The sequence below is a fragment of the Clostridioides sp. GD02377 genome (assembly GCF_045899875.1).
Classification (GTDB): domain Bacteria; phylum Bacillota; class Clostridia; order Peptostreptococcales; family Peptostreptococcaceae; genus Clostridioides; species Clostridioides difficile_A.
Window position 1 is genome coordinate 50,396 of the sequence record NZ_JBJODA010000017.1, and the last position, 18,281, is coordinate 68,676.

At 27.2% G+C, this 18,281-nt stretch carries 23 protein-coding genes and 1 other annotated feature; of the genes, 7 read left to right on the plus strand and 16 right to left on the minus strand.

Annotated elements, in window-relative coordinates; translation table 11 throughout:
- Positions 1 to 12 precede the first annotated feature (12 nt).
- Positions 13 to 396 carry an aspartate/glutamate racemase family protein gene (locus tag Q3304_RS15125; protein ID WP_407813555.1) on the plus strand — a complete coding sequence of 128 codons (384 nt, stop codon included), beginning with the start codon at positions 13 to 15 and terminating at the stop codon, positions 394 to 396.
- Positions 397 to 562: 166 nt separating this feature from the next.
- On the plus strand, positions 563 to 712 hold the full coding sequence (locus tag Q3304_RS15130; protein WP_407813554.1) for a hypothetical protein: 150 nt from the start codon (positions 563 to 565) through the stop codon (positions 710 to 712).
- Between the two features lie 191 nt (positions 713 to 903).
- On the opposite strand, the gene Q3304_RS15135 is transcribed toward Q3304_RS15130, so the two are convergent.
- From Q3304_RS15135 to Q3304_RS15170, 8 genes are all read right to left on the minus strand, one after another.
- A complete protein-coding gene (locus Q3304_RS15135) occupies positions 904 to 1,521 on the minus strand; it encodes a DUF4878 domain-containing protein (protein ID WP_054270481.1) in 618 nt (205 codons plus the stop codon).
- Positions 1,522 to 1,646: 125 nt separating this feature from the next.
- The gene (argF, locus tag Q3304_RS15140; protein WP_231300828.1) at positions 1,647 to 2,669 is read right to left on the minus strand and encodes an ornithine carbamoyltransferase; all 1,023 of its coding nucleotides are present in this window, start codon (positions 2,667 to 2,669) and stop codon (positions 1,647 to 1,649) included.
- A gap of 102 nt (positions 2,670 to 2,771) precedes the next feature.
- Positions 2,772 to 3,959 carry an aspartate aminotransferase family protein gene (locus Q3304_RS15145; protein ID WP_407813553.1) on the minus strand — a complete coding sequence of 396 codons (1,188 nt, stop codon included), beginning with the start codon at positions 3,957 to 3,959 and terminating at the stop codon, positions 2,772 to 2,774.
- A gap of 51 nt (positions 3,960 to 4,010) precedes the next feature.
- Complete coding sequence (argB, locus tag Q3304_RS15150; protein ID WP_074178216.1) at positions 4,011 to 4,871, minus strand: acetylglutamate kinase; 861 nt, start codon at positions 4,869 to 4,871, stop codon at positions 4,011 to 4,013.
- Positions 4,872 to 4,885: 14 nt separating this feature from the next.
- Positions 4,886 to 6,103, minus strand: a complete 1,218-nt coding sequence (gene argJ, locus Q3304_RS15155; protein ID WP_074178217.1) for a bifunctional glutamate N-acetyltransferase/amino-acid acetyltransferase ArgJ — start codon at positions 6,101 to 6,103, stop codon at positions 4,886 to 4,888.
- Positions 6,104 to 6,143: 40 nt separating this feature from the next.
- A complete protein-coding gene (gene argC, locus Q3304_RS15160; protein ID WP_054270486.1) occupies positions 6,144 to 7,178 on the minus strand; it encodes an N-acetyl-gamma-glutamyl-phosphate reductase in 1,035 nt (344 codons plus the stop codon).
- Positions 7,179 to 7,428: 250 nt separating this feature from the next.
- Positions 7,429 to 7,642 (minus strand) — a binding site (T-box leader).
- 80 nt (positions 7,643 to 7,722) lie between these two features.
- Positions 7,723 to 8,223: a GNAT family N-acetyltransferase gene (locus tag Q3304_RS15165; RefSeq protein WP_054270487.1), complete on the minus strand. Its 501-nt coding sequence runs from the start codon at positions 8,221 to 8,223 to the stop codon at positions 7,723 to 7,725.
- 240 nt (positions 8,224 to 8,463) lie between these two features.
- Entirely contained in the window at positions 8,464 to 9,228 is a 765-nt protein-coding gene (locus Q3304_RS15170; RefSeq protein WP_074178218.1) for an N-acetyltransferase, read from the minus strand.
- A gap of 294 nt (positions 9,229 to 9,522) precedes the next feature.
- On the opposite strand from Q3304_RS15170, the gene Q3304_RS15175 reads away from it, so the two are divergent.
- Positions 9,523 to 9,999: a GNAT family N-acetyltransferase gene (locus Q3304_RS15175; protein ID WP_407811674.1), complete on the plus strand. Its 477-nt coding sequence runs from the start codon at positions 9,523 to 9,525 to the stop codon at positions 9,997 to 9,999.
- Positions 10,000 to 10,298: 299 nt separating this feature from the next.
- On the opposite strand, the gene Q3304_RS15180 is transcribed toward Q3304_RS15175, so the two are convergent.
- The gene (locus Q3304_RS15180; protein ID WP_074178219.1) at positions 10,299 to 10,856 is read right to left on the minus strand and encodes a TetR/AcrR family transcriptional regulator; all 558 of its coding nucleotides are present in this window, start codon (positions 10,854 to 10,856) and stop codon (positions 10,299 to 10,301) included.
- 325 nt (positions 10,857 to 11,181) lie between these two features.
- On the opposite strand from Q3304_RS15180, the gene Q3304_RS15185 reads away from it, so the two are divergent.
- Positions 11,182 to 11,814: an alpha/beta hydrolase gene (locus Q3304_RS15185; protein ID WP_227832538.1), complete on the plus strand. Its 633-nt coding sequence runs from the start codon at positions 11,182 to 11,184 to the stop codon at positions 11,812 to 11,814.
- A 380-nt stretch (positions 11,815 to 12,194) separates the two neighbouring features.
- On the opposite strand, the gene Q3304_RS15190 is transcribed toward Q3304_RS15185, so the two are convergent.
- Positions 12,195 to 12,683, minus strand: coding sequence for a DUF2975 domain-containing protein (locus tag Q3304_RS15190; protein WP_407814902.1), 489 nt, complete (start codon positions 12,681 to 12,683; stop codon positions 12,195 to 12,197).
- 143 nt (positions 12,684 to 12,826) lie between these two features.
- Here Q3304_RS15190 and Q3304_RS15195 point away from each other — a divergent pair, with 143 nt between their 5' ends.
- Both Q3304_RS15195 and Q3304_RS15200 read left to right on the plus strand, forming a co-directional pair.
- The gene (locus tag Q3304_RS15195; RefSeq protein ID WP_219673937.1) at positions 12,827 to 13,294 is read left to right on the plus strand and encodes a DUF2975 domain-containing protein; all 468 of its coding nucleotides are present in this window, start codon (positions 12,827 to 12,829) and stop codon (positions 13,292 to 13,294) included.
- Positions 13,295 to 13,304: 10 nt separating this feature from the next.
- Complete coding sequence (locus Q3304_RS15200) at positions 13,305 to 13,520, plus strand: helix-turn-helix transcriptional regulator (protein ID WP_054270493.1); 216 nt, start codon at positions 13,305 to 13,307, stop codon at positions 13,518 to 13,520.
- Between the two features lie 48 nt (positions 13,521 to 13,568).
- Here Q3304_RS15200 and hcp read toward each other — a convergent pair whose 3' ends face one another.
- On the minus strand, positions 13,569 to 15,227 hold the full coding sequence (hcp, locus tag Q3304_RS15205; RefSeq protein ID WP_074178220.1) for a hydroxylamine reductase: 1,659 nt from the start codon (positions 15,225 to 15,227) through the stop codon (positions 13,569 to 13,571).
- 593 nt (positions 15,228 to 15,820) lie between these two features.
- Here hcp and Q3304_RS15210 point away from each other — a divergent pair.
- Complete coding sequence (locus Q3304_RS15210) at positions 15,821 to 16,138, plus strand: hypothetical protein (RefSeq protein WP_074178221.1); 318 nt, start codon at positions 15,821 to 15,823, stop codon at positions 16,136 to 16,138.
- A gap of 110 nt (positions 16,139 to 16,248) precedes the next feature.
- On the opposite strand, the gene Q3304_RS15215 is transcribed toward Q3304_RS15210, so the two are convergent.
- The 5 genes from Q3304_RS15215 to Q3304_RS15235 all read right to left on the minus strand — a co-directional run bounded on the left by Q3304_RS15215 (position 16,249) and on the right by Q3304_RS15235 (position 18,266).
- Entirely contained in the window at positions 16,249 to 16,476 is a 228-nt protein-coding gene (locus Q3304_RS15215; protein WP_054270496.1) for a hypothetical protein, read from the minus strand.
- Between the two features lie 285 nt (positions 16,477 to 16,761).
- Positions 16,762 to 17,037 (minus strand): heavy metal-binding domain-containing protein, encoded by a 276-nt coding sequence (locus Q3304_RS15220; protein ID WP_021384859.1) that lies wholly within the window; start codon positions 17,035 to 17,037, stop codon positions 16,762 to 16,764.
- A gap of 165 nt (positions 17,038 to 17,202) precedes the next feature.
- The gene (locus Q3304_RS15225) at positions 17,203 to 17,862 is read right to left on the minus strand and encodes a class I SAM-dependent methyltransferase (protein WP_407814903.1); all 660 of its coding nucleotides are present in this window, start codon (positions 17,860 to 17,862) and stop codon (positions 17,203 to 17,205) included.
- Positions 17,863 to 18,045: 183 nt separating this feature from the next.
- Entirely contained in the window at positions 18,046 to 18,171 is a 126-nt protein-coding gene (locus tag Q3304_RS15230; protein ID WP_265340534.1) for a phage tail assembly chaperone, read from the minus strand.
- Positions 18,168 to 18,266 carry a phage tail assembly chaperone gene (locus tag Q3304_RS15235; RefSeq protein WP_265340536.1) on the minus strand — a complete coding sequence of 33 codons (99 nt, stop codon included), beginning with the start codon at positions 18,264 to 18,266 and terminating at the stop codon, positions 18,168 to 18,170. The genes Q3304_RS15230 and Q3304_RS15235 overlap by 4 nt, the downstream gene beginning before the upstream one ends.
- Between the last annotated feature and the right edge of the window lie 15 nt (positions 18,267 to 18,281).

The window sequence follows — 18,281 nt, forward strand, 5'->3', positions numbered from 1 at the left end:
GAGATAATTTTTATGGATGAAAAATTAATTGGAATTTTAGCTGGAATGGGCCCAAGGTCAACTGCACCATTTGTGGATTTAGTTATTGATGAATGTCAATCACAATATGGAGCAAAATATGATGATGAGTTCCCAAAGATGATGATATATTCCTTACCTACTCCATTTTACATTGACCGTTCAATAAACCATGAACTTATGAAACAAACTATTATTGATGGTTTGCAAAAACTTGAATCAATTGGAGTAAATTTTATTGCTATGCCATGTAATTCAGCACATATATACTTTAAAGAATTAAAAGAATCAATTAATATACCACTGTTAAACATTGTAGAAGAAACCATTAAGAAACTTCCTACTGTCTCACAAAAAGTAACCCTTTTTTCAACCTAAATCAACGTTTGAATCTACAATTTATCAAGATGGCATACTACATAATGGGCATGAGTTTATATTTAAAGATGAATGGCAGAAAAAATTAAATACTCTTATTCAAAATATAAAAACAGATAAAGGAAACCCATATAATATTGATATTTGGAATGAACTTATTGAAGATGTGAAAAAAGAATCTATTAAAAATATAATAATTGCTTGTACTGATTTAAATGTAGTTTTAGAAAAATCTGATTCTTCAATTAATATTATCGATTCATCAAAATGTTTAGCTGAAGCAGTTATCAACAAATATCTAAAACTAGCTAAATAAATTTTTAGATACTATATTTTAGAAAAGATACAAGTTGTTTGTTTAGTTAAAAAAATATAAACCTATAGTTTTATATTTTAGTTCTTTGATGATATAAAATTTAGCTATATATTATAGTATTTTAATAGAAAAGGATACCAAGATTGGTATCCTTTTTAAATATTTTTCTATTTATTACACTTAAGATTATACTATTGAATAGTACCCATAGAATTAGATAACTCTTGTCCTGCTGTAACAAGATTAGATAATAATACATCAGCTACTGCATCATTAACTGAACTTATTATCCATTTGTTATCTTTTTTAGAACACTCAAACTCTACAGTTTTTGTTACATAAGTCTCTTTAACACTTTTTTGTTTTTCTTTCATAATTGATACTAGCATTTCAGTTGTTTTTTCATCAGTTAAGTCTTGTCCTGAAAAACTCATACCAAGCATCTTTGTAAATGCTTCAGCTACTATCTCTTTAAGTAATGGTGTTGAATCTACAAACTTACACTCTACTTTTACTGTCGCCTTATTATCTTTAATCTCACTATCTTTTATTGTATATGTGATTTTAGATGCATTCTGTTTTAGATAATCTAAAGCATACTGTGCATTTGGGTCTTTTGTATCTAGTTCTTTTAATACATCTTTATATTTTTCGTCATTATTCTCCATTACCTTATTCATGCCTTCAAAGTCAAACTTCTTTGCACTGTTAAAAAAACTATCGATTGTATCTTCTGGTTTTGCACTTGAACATGCTGTTAAAGATATTGCTAATAAAAAAGTTGTTAAAACTAATATGATTTTTTTCATATCTCAAATCCTCCCTCTTAATTTGTTGATACATAAGTTATTTTAACATATAATAAGAGTTTTTGAATAATATATTTAGAATATTTATGCATTTTCCTTAAAATAAGGCTTAGGATAAAGGATATCTATACTAAACTGTTATTCATGTCTACATCAGTCATAGTAGAAACCATAACCGCTTTTATAGTATGCATTCTATTTTCAGCTTCTTCAAATACCTTTGAATATTTTGAATTAAATACCTCATCTGTAACCTCTAGCTCTGATAATCCAAATTTTTCATAAATTTCTTGAGCAACTTTAGTTTCTAAGTCATGGAATGCTGGAAGGCAGTGTAAAAATATAACATTTTCATTTTCAGTTTTCTTTATCATTTCCATATTTACTTGATAATCCTTAAGTTGATTTATTCTTGTTTCATATTGTTCTTCTTCTCCCATAGAAACCCATACATCTGTATATATAACATCTGCACCTTTTACATCATTAATATTCTCAGTCAATATTATATCTCCCTTAGATTTCTTAGCTATCTCCTTCATATCCTTCACTAACTCTTCATTTGGCCAAAGTTCTTTAGGTGCAAGTGCTACAAAATGGATTCCCATTTTAGCACATCCTATCATTAATGAATTTCCCATATTATTTCTAGCATCACCAACATACACGAATTTGACTTTATTCAAATCCTTATCTACATTTTCAATCACTGTTAAAAAATCTGCAAGTATTTGCGTTGGATGGTATTCATCTGTAAGTCCATTCCAAACAGGTACACCAGAATATTTAGCCAAGCTTTCAACTGTTTCCTGTTTAAAGCCTCTAAACTCTATTCCATCATAAAATCTGCCTAAGACTTTTGCTGTATCAGATACAGACTCTTTTTTTCCCATATGGCAATCATTAGGGCCTAGATAAGTTACATGTGCTCCTTCATCATGGGCAGCTACTTCAAATGAACATCTAGTTCTTGTTGATGTTTTCTCAAATAATAAAGCTATATTTTTCCCTTGTAGTAAATCTCCTTTTATGCCAACCTTTTTCTTAGTTTTTAAATAACTAGATAAAGTTAATAAGTATCTGATTTCCTCTTTTGTAAAATCCTTTAATGTTAAAAAACTCTTTCCCTTTAAGCTTATATTATTCATATTCATTCTCCCCTTTTTGTAAACTTTTTAAATTCAGTTAAATTTGCGAGTTATTTATTTTATATATCTTAATTCTTTATTTTAATTATTTTTTTTGAATATTTAGTTAATTTCTAGTAGTATGTCTTTTAAAATTTTAAGAGCCTCATCTATTTCTTTGTAACTGACTGTTAATGGTGGTAAAAATCTTAATACATTTTTACCAGCAGTCAAAATAAGCAACCCTTTTTTTCTAGCTTTCTCTTCTATAATGCTAGATTCAACACTAGTTTCAATTCCTATCATCAAACCAAGACCTTTTGTGTTTAGTACTACTTCACTATTAAAATCCTCAATAGATTTTCTTATATAAGCACCTTTTTCTGTTATATCATTATAAAAACCTTCTTTAGATATCTCCTCTAATACAACTGTAGCTGCCACCATAGCCAATAAATTACCTCCAAAGGTTGTACCTTGGTCTCCTTTTCCTAGTACTTTTGAAAGCTTTTCATTTACTAGTACTCCACCTATTGGTATGCCTGCTCCTAATCCTTTTGCTACTGTAACTATGTCTGGTTTTACATCAAAGTATTCATATCCAAAAAGCTTACCACTTCTTGCTATACCACATTGGACTTCATCAAAAATCAACACTATATCTTTTTCTTTGCATATTTTTGCTAGTTCTAAAACATAATCTTTTTCAAGTACATTAACTCCACCTTCACCTTGGATTGCTTCGAGTATTATTGCACAAACACTTGAATCTATGTTACTTTTTAAATCTTCAATATTATTTCTTTCTATATACTTAAAACCTTCAGGAAGTGGATAAAAGTACTTATGATATTTATCCATACCAGTTGCCATTAAAGACATCATTGTTCTACCATGAAAAGAGTCTTTTAAACTTATAATAGTTCCTCTACCTTCACCATATTTATCACTACTATACTTTCTTGCTATTTTAAATGCTGTCTCATTTGCCTCTGTTCCAGAATTACAAAAATATACTTTATCCATTCCACTTATATTAATTATTTTCTCTCCAGCATATAATACTGGTTCATTAAAATATAGATTTGAAGTATGAAGTAGTTTATCCACTTGTTCTTTTAAAGCATTTTTTAGACTGTTATTACTATATCCAAGAGAAGATACTCCATATCCACTTGTAAAATCTATATACTTATTACCATCAATATCAAAAAAGCAACTTCCTTTACCATAATCTATAACAAAATTAGGTTGATTATATGTATCTATAAAATATTCATTCCATTTTGAGATTGTACTGTTCTTATTCATTCTTATCATCCCTTCTTAAATTAATAATTTTCTTATATATTATTTTCGTTTCTATTCATTTTCTTTTCTTATTAATGTTCCTATACCACTATCAGTAAATAACTCTGTTATTATAGAATGAGGAACTCTTCCATCCAAAATATGCACTCTATTTACTCCATTATTTAAGGCATCTACACAACCACGTATTTTAGGTATCATACCTCCAGTAATTATTCCTTCTGCAAATAATTTATCAACATTCTCTAATATAACTTCTGTTATTAATGATTTTTCTTCATCTGGATCTCTTAATAAGCCAGGTACATCTGTAAGAAGTATCAATTTATCTGCATTTAATTCCTTGGCTATAGCAGAAGCTGCTGTATCTCCATTTATATTATAAGTTTCGCCATCCTCTCCAACACCTATAGTGGCAATTACTGAAATATAACCTGACTTTAAACAAGATTCTATAAGCTCCACATTTACTTTTTTGATTTCACCTACAAATCCTAGTTCATAATTTTTATATGGGTCGCATAAAAGCATATTATTATCTATTCCACAAAGACCCACTGCTTTTCCACCTTTCGTATGTATTTTATTCACTAAGTCTTTATTTACTTTACCAGCAAGCACCATTTTTACAATTTCCATAGTCTCTTCATCTGTATATCTAAGTCCATTTACAAATTTACTTTCTATATCTACTTTTGCGAGCAACTTATTAATTTCTGCCCCTCCACCATGTACTAGAACTATATTGATTCCAACATAACTCATTAGTACAAGGTCTTCCATAACAGATTCTTTTAGACCATCTTTTTTCATTGCACTTCCACCATACTTAACCACAATAGTCTTACCTTGATGTTTTTCTATATAAGGTAAAGCTTCTATAAGTGTATTTGCTTTTTCTATATTAATCATTAAAATATTTCCTCCTAATTTCTATAGCTTCCATTTATTCTTACATAATCATAGCTTAAGTCACATCCCCATGCATTTCCTCGAGCATTTCCCATATTTAAATTTACTAATATACTTATTTCATCATCTTCAAGAATTTTTTTTGCTTTTTCTTCATTAAAATCTAATCCATTTCCATTTTTACATACTTCAATATATCCCTTCATACTCTCAAAAATAATATCCACTTTTTCCATATCTATATCTTCACCTGCATATCCTAAAGCACACAGTATTCTTCCCCAGTTTGCATCAGCTCCAAATACAGCTGTCTTTACTAGTGAAGAAGATATAACTGTTTTTGCTAATTTTACTGCATGTTCTTCACTTAATGCTCCATTTATATAACATTCAATTAATTTTGTGCATCCTTCTCCATCTTTGGCAACTAATTTAGCAAGTTCTATACAAACATATGTAAGTGCACTCAAGAATACTTGATAATGTTCATCCTTTTTACTCATCTTCTCATTCTTTGCTTTTCCATTTGCTAGAATCATTACCATATCATTAGTACTTGTGTCTCCATCTACACTAACTCTATTGAAACTTTTATCAACAGCCACCTTCAAAGCTTCTTTTAGCAAAACTCCATCAATATTTGCATCAGTAGTTATAAATCCTAAAGTTGTAGCCATATTAGGGTGTATCATACCTGAACCTTTTGCCATACCTCCAATAGTTATCTTTTTATCCCCATACATTATTGCTACTGCTATTTCTTTTTTTATAATGTCAGTCGTCATAATTGCTTCTCTTGCTCCAATATGACCTTGCTTGCTTAGATTATTCACTAATTCATCCATATTTTCTTCTATTAAGTCTATATTTAATGGCTTTCCTATAACACCTGTAGATGCAACTAAAACATCATTTTCCTTAATATTTAATTTATCACTAGTGAATTTAGCCATTTTATAAGCATTTATAAGTCCTTCTTTTCCATTAAATGTGTTAGCATTGGCACTGTTTACTATAATAGCCTGTGCTTTTCCATTTTTAATATGTTCCTGTGTTACATAAACAGGATTTCCTTTTACCTTATTTTGAGTAACTACCGCTGCTGCATCACATAAAACATCTGAATAAACCAAGGCTAAATCTCTTTTTTCTTTATTTTTTCTCAAGCCACAGTGAATTCCAGAAGCAAAGAATCCTTCTGAAACTGTAACTCCACCCTTTATAATTTCCATCTTTATCCTCCTACCTATATGAGTTTAGTATTTTTTATTCCTAAAATGATGGTGCTATATTTTTTAAACCTGTAGTTTCATCAATACCGAACATTATATTCATATTCTGTATAGCTTGCCCTGCTGCTCCCTTAATCATATTGTCTATAGCTGAGCAAATTATCAATGTATCTCCATTTTCATGTAATGATATTGCACATTTATTTGATAACTTAACATTCTTTAAAGAGGCTACTTTTCCCAATGGAAGAACTTCTATAAATTCTTTATATTCATAATAATCAGTCAATTTTTCATATATCTGATTTATAGAGATATTATCCTCTTTTGCACAATATATAGTTGATAATATCCCTCTATTTACTGGAATTAGATTCGGTGTAAAAACTACATTTATTTTTTCTTTATATGCTTCACTTAAATTTTGCTCTATCTCTGGAGTATGTCTATGTTTGCCTATTTTATATGCAGTTATATTTTCATTAACCTCAGTAAAGTGGCTACTAAATGACAATTCTCTACCAGCCCCTGTAAGACCTGATTTAGAGTCAATGATTATATTATTGCATTTTATTAACTTAGAACTCAATAATGGTATTAATGGTAAAGAAATACTAGTAGGATAACATCCTGGATTTGCAATTATATCTGCATCTTTTATATCATCCTCATATATTTCACTTAATCCATAAACAGCTTTTTTATGTAAAGTCTCATCTATAAATGATACTCCATACCACTTGCTATATATTTCTTCATCTTTTATTCTAAAATCAGCACCTAAATCTATAACTTTCTTTTTAGATTCAATTGCTTTTATTGCAAACTTTTCACTAACCCCATGTGGGAGAGCAGTGAACACAACATCACACATATCAATAACTTTTTCGTTTTCTATACATATCATGCTATTTTTATAGCCTATACTCGGGTATAGTTCAACTATATCTTTTCCTACATACGAATTTGAACCTATTGCTGTCACTTCAACTTTATCATGGTTTATTAATAATCTTAGTAATTCTACTCCAACATATCCAGTTGCGCCAATAATCCCAGCTTTTATTTTACTCATTTTATTCCCTCCATTTTATATTAAAGCAATATTAGAATTCTATTTTTATTTCTTATCATATAATAATCATTTGATAATACATAGATTAAAACCTTCTAACTAAAATAAAAGCCCCTTAGTATTATAAATACTAAGAGGCGAATTTCCGCGGTACCACTCTTATTGGTAAAATTATAACAATCTCTACAAATCAAATCAAAAAGTATCTGCAAATGAATTCTTAAAATTAAAAAAGCCTCTTGGTCAAAGACCAAGAGACGAATATACACCCGCGTTACCACTCTAATTGATAAGATAATCTTACCCACTCTAATCTCTTAAGGCGAGACTCACCAATTACCATACTATTAATTCTGGTAATCTTCTCCAAAGCTCTATTCACAATAAAATTCATTACTAGGCTTCCACCATCCCCAGCTCTCTATCAATTATTTTTATGCTACTCTCTTTTTCATAGAATTTCAATTTATTTTCTTATTGTTTTATATGATAGTTTATTTTTTTAACTTTGTCAATATAATTTATAAAATTTTGGAATTTTTTTCTATATGCTTAATTTCCACCATTTTGTATTCGAATTTCGATACAATTTAAATCCACATCGTAATAAAACATTTTGTGAAGCGATATTTTCAATATCAGTTTCAGCTATTACAAAAGATACATTTGGTTGATTTAATCCCCAGTCACATATTTTTTCAACTGCTTCTGTCATATATCCTTTTTTTCTGTAATTATCACCTAAACCATAACCAATCTCAATTTCACCATGAAAATTTGGTACATCTTTAAAATCAACTAGGCCTATAACTTTACGATTTTCATTTAACATAATAAACCAAAATGTATAAAATAATATATTTTTTTTATCTTTATTAGCAATATTTATTTGTCCTTTTACAATATCATAGAAAAATCCAGTTACTGGTTGTGCACAATAAGTACAATTTAATTCTCCTTCTAATTTTGAGTTATCGAAAATCCAAAGCTCAAGTTGACGAAGTGATAGTGGAATTAAAGTTAATCTTTTTGTTTTTAATATCATTTTTTCTCCTTTTTAAGAGAAAGATTATAATTGTTATCAAAAAAACACCTAAACAGATACAATAACAATCCTTCTATTATTGTTTATATATATTTTAATCTGTTTAAAGAGTCTTTTCATATTCATCACCTCCTAATACTATTCTTTTATATTATCATATATCAATTTAAGAGACATCTAAAATATATTAAATTATAGAATACTGCAATTTCAGATTGCAATATTTATATCATTTTTTAGTTATATATTTTGAACCTTACTATCTAAAAATTTTTCAATCTTTTTCTCAGAAAGTATCTCATTAGTCATAAATTCACCATTTAAAAAAAGACTGTATGTAGTAAATGGTGCAGGAGCATTTTGAGCTTCTTTTGCTGTTTCAAATTTTATGAGATTTACATCTATACTTCTAGAATCTGCAATTTTCTTCAAAATAGAAGCATATTTTTCTGTGTGTGGACACTGGTTACTATAATATAAAACGATGCTATTTCCATTTAATTTTCTTTGCTTCACACAATCCTTAAAACATGGAATAGGAGCATTATCAGTAAATGGAAGATATAATAACTCATAATTGGGTTCTGATGTATCTGCTAAACAAAATCCCTTATATTTTAGATATTTAGCATCAGATAAAAACGGCATTTTTTTACTGGATGAAAGCACAACTAATCCATATTTTCCTTTTGATTTTGCATCATCAATACATTCCTGTAGCAATAAATTAGAATATCCTTGACCTTTGAATTTTCCAGATAACCAAAAACAGTTAATAAACATATAATTATCTGCAATAATAGGAGACCATGCATTTTCTGCTGGAATATATTCTATAAAAGCTTTACCTCTTACATCAAGTCGTTTAAAAACAAGACCTTTATCAAAATGATTTTTCATCCAAAGTTTTTTAGAAAGAGCACAATTTTCTCCTTTTTTTTCAGAAATTGAACAGCATATATGTTCATTGTCAATATTATTTATATTTATATCAATAATTTTCATACTTTTCTCCTTTTCTAATTATATAATAGTTTATAAATATCATTTATATATTTTTATTTTAACATTTTAAATACGACAATATTATGTCATATTTATATTTTTTAAATAATGTCATTTTAGACTTATTTAAACTACTAAATTATATATATTTAAGTAAATTTTATAGTATATCTCTATTGTATATAAATTATATATTATCATAATATTCTAAATTTATAAAATAAATCGTATTGACTTAAATATATTTAAGATATATACTTATAATAAAATTTTTTAATAATAGAGGTGTTGCTTGTGATAAGTAAAGAATATTTAATAAGAGAATTAAAAGAACAGGACATTATGAATGCATTAGATTTAATATGGAATGTATTTGAAGAATTTGAGTCTCCAGATTATTGTGATGATGGAATCAAATCATTTCATGAATTTATAGAATATAACTCTATTATTGAAAAAGTCCAAGAAAAAACACTCTTCTTTTGGGGTTGTTTTGATTGTAAAAAATTAATAGGAGTCTTATCTATTAGAGATTTAAATCATATATGTATGCTATTTGTAGATAAAAATTATCATAAACGTGGTATTGCAAGAAAATTAATGAATACAGGTATAGAATATTGTACTAATAACAAAACCAATCTAACAGAAATCACTGTAAATTCATCACCTTATGCAGTTGAAGTTTACCACAAATTAGGATTTAAAGATGTTGATATTGAGCAAACTGTTGATGGTATACGTTTTACACCTATGAAATTGACAATATAATAACTTAAATAAAAAGCAAAGTCTCTTAAATATTTTATAGTAGCTTTGCTTTTTATTAATGCTTAAAAGTAATTATACCTTTTTTATTTTTGATAACACACTTTAAAAATCTTACTAATATGGAGCTTTGATTTATTTTTTTATATCTTTTTTGTTAATGTATCAATCAAATTAATTATTAAACTATTAACTTTATATAAACAAGAGATATTTTTTATTATTGTATTTTTACAATTTACCCACTAGATATATAATATCAAGCATCTATTGTATTAACATACAGCCCTAATAGTTTCCTACTAATCATACTTTTTATGAATACCTAATAGAACAGTATCAATGGAATCAGCTAGACCTTTTATAGCTTCTTCTTGACTTACAAGTGCTTTTCCAAGTTGTAAAGTCGAATAACCATGCAGTACACTCATTATCAAATTTAACACTTCATCTGTGTTTTTTATTTCTAAATTACAAGAAACAATAAGTTTTTCTAATAAGGTTTTATATTCACCAAATACCTCTAATGTTTCATTATTTCCATGCCAAGTAGCCCATTGTATTGTTTCATAGACACCAGGATGAGAAATTACAAAATTAAAATATTCTATACTTATACATTTTATAGCTGTGTCTCCAGACTTACCAATAGCAACCTTTTCCATCTGATTATTCATTTTTCGCATTCCATTATGTGCCACTTCAAGTAGCAGGTCATCTAAACTTTCTATATGATTGTATAAAGATGGTGTACGTATACCTAGCTTTGCTGCAACAACTTTTAAAGAAACCTTATTAAGACCATCTTTATCAGCTATATCTGATGCAGTTTGTATAACTATTTCTCTACTAACACGCATAATTCTCCTTCTTTCATTTTAAATTAATTACCTTATTAGTTTAACTAATCTAATTAGTTACGTCAATAATTGAAACTTAGAAAATATTTTATACTGTTATAAAGTATTGACAATTTGATTTCAATTCAATATAATACTAATTACATTAGTTTTTAAGCTAATATAATTAGTATTATACTAATTTGTTTCATTGCAATATTATTTTATAATTTGCTTAATTATAGAAATAACTACTATGTCAAACTGAGAGGAGACTTTTATGCAAAAAAAATATTTTAAAATTCATGGGATTCCTTCAATTCTTTGGGGAAATCCTTCAAATCAATTGTATATTTACATACATGGACAATCAGGTTATAAAGAGGAGGCTGAAGCTTTTGCCAATATCGCTGTTTATCATGGATATCAGGTTTTAAGTATAGATTTACCTGAACATGGAGAGCGTGAAAAAGAAAATAATTCATTTGACCCCTGGCATGTTGTCCCAGAGTTATCAACCATTATGGAATATGTAAAATGTCATTGGAATCAAATTTCTTTATATGCAAATAGTATTGGAGCATGGTATAGTATGTTGAGCTTTGAAAGAGATACATTAAAAGAATGTATTTTTGTTTCTCCAATTCTTGATATGCAACAGCTCATTTCAAATATGATGCTTTGGGCAAATGTATCAGAAGAGCAACTTAAACATGAACTAGTTATTCCAACTTCATTTGGGCATACTCTTTCTTGGGAATATCTATTATATGCAAAAAAACATCCTATTACTAAATGGAATGTACCAACAAAAATATTATATGGCAGATATGATGAACTTACTGAAATCAGTGTGGTAGAAAAATTCGTACAAAAATTTGGTTGTAGTCTAACTATTCTTGAAAATAGCAAACATTGGTTTAACACGCCAGAAGAACTAAACGCATTAGATGAATGGATAAATGCCTCATTTAAATAAAAAATAACAATATTATTTTCATGATTACATTGTCTATAAGCCTTTAATTAATTTTGATGTTATTTAAGGTAATTAAATAGACAATAAATTAATTGTTATTTAAAAACTTTAAAAGTATACAAAATCTTAAACAAGCACTAATAATTAATTGACATAGAGAGAAGAAAGATAAATATTATCTTTCCCTCTCTCTTCTATACAGTGTACAGTTTTTACTTGTTGTTATCAATAAACTGTATTTATGTACAAAACTCAATCTTTTATCTCTTACTAATATATGCATATTTATTGTGACATTAAGGTTATGATATTAAATAAATCTAATAAAATTAATTATAAAAAAATAATAATAAAATATTATCACTCAAATTTTAAGTCTACTATATAGTTTTATCATTTTCTTCTTTTATTTCAATAATCTTCTTAAATAAAATTGATAAAACTAAAGTCAAAAACCCTATAGATAATGAAACAAATGACACTATAACTGAAGGTATTATAGTAATTGCATATAAATATACATCATAAAAATAATATAATATTATCACTACAAAATTAAATATAAAAATCTCACTAAATGCACATACAGATATTTTTTTTAAGTCTTTAGGTATTTCTTTTGAAAATGGTTTATTGATTGCTAATAATTTGCATAATTTTTTTAATATAAACAATGACACAATATATGGAATAGCACATATATATATAGCTACTGATATCACAGTTGGCATGTTCGTATCTGTAATACCCACACCACTTTTAAAATATGTAGTCAATACTAATGGCACTAAAATAAGTGATAATAAAGTCAAAATTATTCCGACCAATACAATATTATTTAATATTTTAGAACTTAAATTCTTTTTCATATAAACTTACCACCTTATACATTCTTATTTTTAATATATATTATAATAGTTTTATATGTTATGTCAATAATTTATTATTGAAAAACAATAAATTATATATTATAATCAATAATATAGTCTATGTTAAGGAGAGAATATTTTTTATGATTACAAAATTTTTTAGTAACATTTTATCAATCTTTCTATATTTTATATTATCAATTTTGGGAGTTGCTGGTATAACATTTTTGTGTATGATACCTATGTTTTTGTATGATTTTAGTTCTGATAAATTAATTACTTTAATTGCAAGAATACTATATTTTTCTGACTACTTTATAGTCATTTTATTCTTAATATTTATAATTAATAGCACTAAATACTCACCTTTTATACTTGAAAATGTAAAGAGATTTAAAATAATGGGATATTGCTTGTTAGTCAATACCATGATTGAATGTATCAATGGTTACAGTTTGAATACAAACAATCTAATAATTTTTGGAAGCGACAATGGTGGTATTTCACCACTTATGATTATTTCTTTTATATTCGCACTAATGTGTTTTGTAATTGCTGAAACATTTGATAAAGCTATAAAAATAAAAGAAGATAATGACTTGACAATATAGAGGTGATGTTATGGCAATTATAGTTAATCTAGATGTAATGATGGCAAAAAGAAAAATATCACTTAAAGATTTGGCTGAAAAAATAGATATTACAAATGCTAATTTATCAATATTAAAAACTGGAAAAGCAAAAGCCATTAGATTCACTACTTTAAATGAAATTTGTAAAGCTTTAGAATGTCAGCCAGGAGATATACTTGAGTATGTAGAAGATGAAGATGATTAAAAAAGAGTGTTTAAAACACTCTTTTTTGATTATAATCTAAAATTTTTATTACTTTGCTGGGATATTTAAGCATGTTGCCAAGTCCTTTTCAGGAGTACTAATAGGTATTAAATTAAATGTATCAACTAAATACTGTAGTACATTTGGACTTATAAATGCTGGTAAACTTGGTCCTAAATATATATTTTTTATATCTAATGATAATAATGCCAACAAATCTGCTACTGCTTTTTGTTCATACCATGACAATATTATTGAAAGAGGAAGGCTATTCACATCTGTGTCAAATGCATCAGCTAAAGCTAAGGCTATTCTTACTGCTGAGTAAGCATCATTACATTGACCAACATCTAACAGTCTAGGTAATCCTGCTACTTCCCCAAAATTCAACTTATTAAATCTATATTTCCCACATGCAAGAGTTAGAATTATACAATCTTCTGGTACTTGTTTAGCAAATTCTGTATAATAGTTTCTACCAGGTCTTGCACCATCACATCCTCCAATCAGGAAAAAATGTCTTATCTTTCCAGATTTAACTGAATCTATTATTGCAGGTGCATTACTTAATGTAGCTTTATGCCCAAAACCAACTAATATTTCGTGCGGCTCTTCACTTTCCTTAAATCCACCTAATTCTAGTGCTTTATTTATTATTTCACTAAAATCTTTTTCTCCATTTTCATTTTTACCTATATACTTTACTCCATCCCATCCAACAACACTAGTCGTAAAAATTCTATCTTTATAAGAATCTCTAGGTTTCATCAAACAATTTGTTGTCATTAATATACATCCTGGTATAGAATCAAACTCTTTTTGCTGGTCTTGCCACGCTCCACCAAAATTACCTACTAAATGAGAGTATTTATTTAATTCTGGATATCCATGACAAGGAATCATTTCTCCATGAGTATATATATTTATTCCTTTTCCTTCTGTCTGTTTGAGTAACATTTCTAAATCTTTTAAATCATGCCCCGATACTATTATAAAAGGGCCTTTTTTTATTTTGACATTTACCTTATGAGGTTCTGGATTTTTATAAACAGTAGTATTAGCTTCATCTAGTTTTTGCATTACAGCGACACTCATATCTCCAGTCTTAAGAGTCAATGTTATTAAATTTTCTAAAGAAATATCATCATCTGTAATTGCTGATAGTGCTCTAAAATAAAATTCATCTACTTGATTATTATAATATCCAAGTTCTCTAGCTTGATGTCCATAGGCACTTATACCTTTTAACCCATAAAGTATTGTCATTCTAAGTGAACGTATGTCAGGATTTAAACTTTCATCAAACATTATTCCAGCTCTCTTAGCATCTTCTAACATTTGACTTCTTGTATCACTCAAATTATATTCAGTATATTCATTACTTTTAATAGATTCTTTAATTCTTTCTCTTAATCTCTGCTTTATTTCTTGTGATTTTCTAAGCATTTCTTCATGAGCATCACCATCAAAATTAACATTAGTTAGAGTCGTAAACAGACTATTTTCTACAAAAGAAACTATTTCTTTATCTATTTCTTCTCCATTATCTATAAGAACTTTAGCATAACAACTTATACCTTTTAATTGATAAATTAATAAATCTTGAAGTGCTGCTATTTCTGGTGTCTTACCACAAACCCCTATCTTTGTACATCCTTTTCCACCTACTGTCTGTTCACATTGGTAGCAAAACATAGAATTTTCCATTTGCTTATACCTCCTTTTATCTCATTACATAGTTTATCCAAATATGTTATAGAGTATAAAATTATATTAAAGTTTTTAAACAATATAGGTATTCTTTTACAAAACATGCAGTACCAAAGAAGTATATAGTAATTTGAGCAATATAAAAAACAACTGATTTTCAATATATGACAATCAGTTATTTTATATCCAGAATATCCATCAAGTATATTATGTTTATTGTATGTCATCTTTACAACTAATTTTTTTGAAATGTATTATATCATTATTAATTTTCACTGTATATATTTGTAATATTTTAGACTCTTTTTATCTATATACTACTGCTATACTTTAATTAAGAAAAACAAATCTTATACAAGCTGGTGATTATATGAAAAGAAAACTTTTAATTTTTTTCCTATACTACATATTAGGCATACTTATTTCATATTTTATACTTATTCCTATATTTAAAAAGAAAATAGAAATTCACACTATAGCTGGAATGCTAACAGATGCTTGTATATTTTATTTTTTGGCACATTTATTTACTAAAAAAAATAAAATTTAACTCAGCTCTATTTTATTAAATTTTAAAGGAGGTACCTACTATGAGTTTTAATAATATCAATCTTATACTTATTGGAATAGGTATTATAATAGGGACTACAATAAGGTATTTAATTAAACGGAAAACTAATTTTTGTAGTGAAAGATATTTCAATAAATTAGAATTAAAATATGGGAATATAGATAGAAAAAAAACTGTTAAACTAGATATATTTTATAGCTATTTAATAAGCTTTGAATATATAACAATGGGTTTATTCATAAAAAAATCAGAGAGTACAATAATAGTAATAATAGTAGTAGCAATTATAACAGCCGTATTGTATTATTTAATTAGAAAAAGATATATCGTTCTATAAACTTTGAATTTATTAAAAAAGAAGGTAACAACTAACTCTAGCTGATACCTTCTAATCATATATATTAAATAAAAACTTCTAATTTAATTTTCAAAATTTCTCCCATATAACTATTTCATGCAAGCGACTCCTAAACAATCTAAATATCTTTTGCTATATTCTGGTTTAAATTTATGCACTGAATAAGAACCTTGAAGTACAAATATTTGCTTACCTAACTCTGGCTCTAAAGTAAAACTTTCATATTTTTTTAATGTTAATTTTTTTCCCGTTGTTATAGTGTTCCCTTTTCTAGTTAAAAATGTAATCTTACCTATTATTCTTGCTGGTATTGTCAAACCAGTAAATCACTCGATAGACCAATTACTAAATTATTCTCTTTTGTCATTTTTATAATATAAATCCTAATATGTATACTTATAATCACCACTGTACATTATAGTGCCTTTAAGCATATTTTTTACTTATACATTATCATTTATATTTTTATTTAATGCTCCTTCTGTTATTAATTTTGTAAATATGTCTTTATGCTTTACTACATAGTAATTATTTTATATATTACCATAATATATAAAATAGACCATCGATTAAAGTGACCCTTTGAATTAATCTATATTTCATTATAAAGTTTTTACAGCTGTTCCATACGCAAATATTTCAACAACTTGTTTTTTGCTTGCAAATCCATCTGCCACAGCAATACGATATTCAAATTGGCAATTAATTACAGCATTTCCACCTAATTGTTCACATTTTTTCTTTAATTGTTCTTTTACTCCTTTAAATGCTGAGTTTGGGTCTGCACCTCTAAAAATTCCTTCCTTATGAGAGTCTATTGCAAATATAGCATCTATAACCCCATATTCTTCTTTAATATCTCCAGTACTTATAATCATATCTATATCCTCCAATACCTTTTCTTTAATAGTAGTCTAAATTATGTAGTATTTCAACAAAAACAATTATACTTTTATAATACTTTCAAAACTACATTAGTTGGTATAAGTTCATAAATAACAACCATCAATTTATAAAATATCTCTAAATTTAAATCCATATACTTATTTTCTGAATATATCAATCGCATGACTTGTAACCCCCAATAAATCTTCACGTTCACAAGTAGCAAAATGATATTTCAGATATAATTCAAATGTGTCATTGTCCATTGCATCTACTGCTTCACGCATAAATAATGCACATCCATCTGATGCTACATAATGCAATCGGGTTACAGGAAATATGGACATTAAATTATCAATATATTCTTTACGTACAAGTTCAAATAAATCCTTTGACTCGGATTTGGTGTCAAATGTCAGAGAATCGATTAATCCTTTTTCAACATATTCAGCAACATTAATATTACTGCGTTTAAACCCTTCATCAAGAAGACATCCATCAGATATGACATATGCAGCGAAAATCACTCCTCCTTGTTTTGTTACACGAATTGCTTCACGAAGAGCTTTTTGTTTATCTTCTATGCTATAAAGATGGTATAGTGGACCTAATAGCAACGTCATATCATATTTATTGTCAGTAAAAATAGATAAGTCCTTGGCATTACCTTGAGTGATGGTTATATCTTCATCAGATTGTGTATTTTGATTGAAAATCTCTATATTAAATTGCCCTAAACCTATACAGCAAAATAACACTATTATTCCAATTACAAAAGCAAATATACATATTGTAAGTTTAATATCCTTATTTTCCATAAATACACCTCTTATAATTTAGATTTCTTTGTTATTTTTTACTTAGTGATATATTATCTACATTATACTTATACAACATATATATCCATCTATTTCCAAAATTGTAACATTTTCATATATTAGTAATGTGACTATGCCAATTTAATCTTTAGTTTTAAGTTCTACATTCTTCTCCATCTCGAATTAGTTTTTTGCTTTTTCTATGTTATCTTTAAATGAAGTGTCAAATCCATTAACCTCATTCACTTTTACTGTGTAATTTATATATTCTCCTGTTGTAAGCATTATTTTAATAGCTGAAATTCTCACATTCCTCCATAACTATTTTGTAAATCATCATTCTTTAAATCAAGAAATACTGTTGATGCTACACATAATTCAGCTACATAGCTATTGTAGTCAATTTCACTTGTATATTG